This is a genomic window from Flavonifractor plautii ATCC 29863, assembly GCF_000239295.1.
GTDB classification, from domain to species: domain Bacteria; phylum Bacillota; class Clostridia; order Oscillospirales; family Oscillospiraceae; genus Flavonifractor; species Flavonifractor plautii.
In genome coordinates this window covers 1-4,104 of sequence record NZ_JH417761.1, presented here as the reverse complement: position 1 = coordinate 4,104, position 4,104 = coordinate 1, and the positions used below count along the sequence as shown (strand labels likewise).

Genomic DNA, 4,104 nt, shown 5'->3' with positions numbered 1-4,104 from the left:
TTTTCAATTTGCGAAAATTATTGTACCTTATCTGCTTGGGACAGCGGAAGCGGGAAGTGACGGTACGGTGTACCTATACCGATGGAGGGGCGGAGGCAAAGGATTTGGTACAAGGCTCATTCCGCGCCTTTTTGACGCGGGAACTTAACAAGGACACCCCTGGGGGTAACTCATGTACCTGGAGATAGAAGGGGCGGAGAGGTACCGCGCCGCACTTTATATCCGCCTGTCCAGGGAGGACGAAACCGACGGGCCCTCAGAGAGCGTCAGCAACCAGCGGGCCATGCTGGAGGACTTTGCCCGCCAGCGGGGGGTGCCGGTGGCCGGCCTCTATGTGGACGACGGCTGGTCGGGCACCAGTTTCGACCGCCCGGAGTTCCGGCGAATGCTGCGGGACATTGAGGCCGGACGGGTGAACATGGTGATTACCAAGGATCTGTCCCGGCTGGGGCGCGACTACATCATGACCGGCCACTATATGGAGCGCTATTTCCCGGAACACCGTGTGCGGTACATCTCCCTGTTGGACGGCATCGACACCGGTGTGGACTCCAGCGCCAACGAGATCACGCCGTTCCGGGCCATTATGAACGACATGTACGCAAAGGACATCTCCAAAAAGATCTCCAGCGTCAAGCGGGACAAACAGCGAAAGGGGCTGTTTATCGGCGGCAAGCCGGTATATGGCTATCAGATGCACCCTGCGGAAAAGAACAAAATTGTGGTGGATGAGGGGGCCGCGCCGGTGGTACGACGTATTTTCCGGCTGGCGCTGGAGGGCCTGAGCTGCCGCCAGATCGCCGCGCAGCTCAACGCTGAGGGCATCCCATCGCCGGGATGCTACGCGGGCCTGTATCCCTCCGGTACCGGACAGTGGAGCGGTGAGCGCATCTCTGAGATGCTGCAAAACGAAACCTATATTGGAAATATGGTACAGGGGCGTCGACGGAAGGTCAGTTACAAGAGCAAAAAGTGCATTCGGCAGCTACCGGAGGACTGGGTGGTGGTGGAGGGAACCCATGAGCCGCTGGTGACGCCGGAGACCTTTGAACGGGTGGGGCGTCTGTTGGCCAGCCGGCGGCACACCCGCAGCCGAACCTATGAGTTTCCGCTGAAAGGGCTGCTTTTCTGTCACGAGTGCGGGCACCCGCTGGCGGTGCTCAACCGGAAAAACAGCCGGGGGGAGGATGTGCGGTATCTGGTTTGCCGCACCTACCAGCGGTTCACAAAGACAGGGGGCTGCACCTGCCACTCCATTCAGGAGCAGACCGTCACTCGTGCCGTGGTGGCCAAGCTGCGGGAGGCCTGCGGGGCCTGCCTGGAGCCTGCGGCCCTGCTGCCCGCCGCCCGGTCTGCCGTAGCAGAGGCTCATGGAGGGGAAAATCCCACGGCGGAAATCCGGGCCCTGCGGGCCAAAATAGGCCGCCTGACCACCGTCCTGGACCGGATGTATTTGGATCAGCTCAGTGGCCTGCTGGCCGAGGCGGATTTTGCACGGCTCTACCGGCAGGCCCGCGAGGAGCGCGGCGCACTGGAGCGGCGTGTGACAGAGCTGGAACGCCGGGAAAGCCCGGAGGCCGGGGACAAGGCCGGGGCCCTGGTTCAGCGTTTTCTGGATGAGGCTGGTGACAACCGGGAGCTTCTGGTAAGCCTCATTGAGCGGGTGGAGCTAACTGAACAGAGGGAGCTCGTCATCCACTTCCGCTTCTGCCCGCCGGAGGCGCTTTTTTAATGGACCTCTGGTTACAATAACCGCGGCGCGAGGTATCGCGCATTGAGAAAAAAGCACTCAAGAAGCTGGAGGCGGCCATGGGGGCTCAGGAATAAGCACTCCTGTGCCGCGGTACAAAGCGGCTTGGGCCCAGCAAAAAAGGGCTTTACTCCTAGCGGCTGAATGGGATATAATAAAATCGGGAAAAAAGAGAGGGGCGGCGCAATAAAACGCTGCTCCCGTACATTAAGAAGATGACAGGAGCGCGACACCATGTTAATCCTGCTTGAGACAATGGCAGAGGAGCGCCGCACCGCCACTGCGCCGGAGCTGCTGGAGCCGCTGATGGCCCGGCTGGCCGGGGGGGATCAGGAGGCGCTGGCAGAGCTGTACCACCGCACGCGGACGTCGGTGTACGGCCTGGCCCTATCCTACCTGAAAAACCAGCATGACGCTGAGGATGTGACCCAGGACGCTTTTGTGCGGGCCTGGGAAAACGCCCATCAGTACCGTCCCCAGGGCACACCGCTGGCCTGGCTGCTGACCATCGCCCGCAACCTCGCCCTGATGAAGCTGCGGGAGCGGGGCAGGACCCAGGACATGGCTCTGGAGGACTGGGAACGGCTGGCAGCGGAGAACCCGATGGTGACGGTGGAGGACCGGCAGGTGCTGGACGCCGCCCTCACCGCGCTGGCGGATGACGAACGGCAAATTGTGCTGCTCCACGCGGTGACCGGCTGGAAGCACAGGGAGATTGCAGGCCTGCTGGAGCTGCCCCTGTCCACGGTGCTGTCCAAGTACCGCCGCGCGCTCCTGAAACTAAAGACGAAGCTGGAAGGAGGGGATGCCCTGTGACCGATCAGGAACTGGAACAGCGTCTGCGCACCGCGCTGGAGCACGCCGCGCCCGACCATCTGGAGGCGCTCCTCTCCCGGTGCGAACCGCGGCGGGGAAACGTGATTCCCATGACTGTACCGGCGCGGAAGCCGCGGAAAAAGGCGGCCATGGCTTGGCTTGCGGCGGCCTGCCTGGCGCTGGTGGTAGTGGGCGGAGGCGCCGGTGTTCAGTATTACCAGGCCAATGCCGTGGCTTCGGTCATCTCTCTGGATGTCAATCCCAGCGTGGAGCTGGATGTAAACCGGCAGGAGAAGGTGGTCTCGGCCGTTCCGCTGAACGCGGACGCAAACGAAATTCTGGACGGCATGGACCTGAAGGGGGCCGACCTGAATGTGGCGGTCAACGCCATCATGGGCTCTCTGCTCAAGCACGGCTATGTGGATGAGCTGGCCAACTCCATCCTCATCTCGGTGGAGGACGACGATGCGGCCCGGGGCGCGGCCCTGGAGCAGAAGCTGACAGCAGAGATCGGGCAGGTGCTCGACTCCGCCAAAGTCAACGGAGCGATCCTCTCCCAGACCCTCAGTGGGGACAGCGCCCTTCAGCAAAAGGCGGACGAGTATGGCATCTCGCTGGGCAAGGCCACGCTGATCCAGTCCCTGGTGGACAGCAGCAACCATCTCACGTTTGAGTCCCTGGTGGGGCTGTCCATCAATGAGCTGAATCTGCTGGCCAATTCCACCGCAGTCCAGACCCCGGACAGCGCGGGGGGACAGACCAGCACGACCGCCTCCAACCCGGCGCTGAACTCGGTAGGTACGGCCAGCCAGAGCGCCTATATCGGTGTGGAGGCCGCCAAGGAGGCTGCCCTGACCCATGCGGGTGTGACCAGCAGGGGCGTGGTGTTCCTGGAGGCTGACTACGACTATGAGGACGGCCGTATGGTATACGAGGTGGAGTTTTTTGCCGGAAACACGGAGTATGAGTACGATGTAGATGCCGCCACCGGCGCCATTGTCAAGCACGGGCGGGAGCAAAAGGGCGGCAGCCTGACCAGCGGCGGAAGCACCGCTCAGACCGACATCGGCGAGGCGGCGGCCAAAGCCGCGGCCTTCGCCCATGCGGGCGTGGCCGAAAGGGACGTGCGCGGGCTGACGGTCAAGCGGGACTTTGACGATGGCCGCCTGACCTACGAGCTGGAATTCTGGGCAGGTACTACAGAGTACGAGTACGAGATTGCCGCCGCGGACGGCAGCGTGCTCAAGAGCAAGCGGGAGGAGCACCCCAATGCCCTGCCCGCGGACCAGGCCATCGGGCGGGATGCCGCCCGGGACGCGGCGTTGGCCAACGCGGGGGTGGCGCTGACCGACACCTACGAGCTGGAGGTGGAGGAGGAGCTGGACGAGCGCACGCCCTGCTATAAGGTGGAGTTTAAGGCCGGCGGCATGGAGTACGAGTACAAGATCGACGCCAGAACCGGCGGCGTGCTCACCTATGAGATGGATCGGGACTGACGCGGCAAAGCGCCAGATCGGAAGAGCGTCGTGTAGGGAAAG

The 4,104-nt window shown here is 62.8% G+C and carries 3 protein-coding genes; all 3 read left to right on the top strand.

Annotated elements, in window-relative coordinates:
• The first annotated feature begins 172 nt into the window (after window positions 1-172).
• Window positions 173-1,732 carry a recombinase family protein gene (locus HMPREF0372_RS09090; RefSeq protein ID WP_007491242.1) on the top strand — a complete coding sequence of 520 codons (1,560 nt, stop codon included), beginning with the start codon at window positions 173-175 and terminating at the stop codon, window positions 1,730-1,732.
• 252 nt (window positions 1,733-1,984) lie between these two features.
• Entirely contained in the window at window positions 1,985-2,566 is a 582-nt protein-coding gene (locus HMPREF0372_RS09085; protein ID WP_007491239.1) for an RNA polymerase sigma factor, read from the top strand.
• Window positions 2,563-4,062, top strand: coding sequence for an anti-sigma-I factor RsgI family protein (locus tag HMPREF0372_RS09080; protein WP_007491237.1), 1,500 nt, complete (start codon window positions 2,563-2,565; stop codon window positions 4,060-4,062). The genes HMPREF0372_RS09085 and HMPREF0372_RS09080 overlap by 4 nt, the downstream gene beginning before the upstream one ends.
• Window positions 4,063-4,104: the final 42 nt, after the last annotated feature.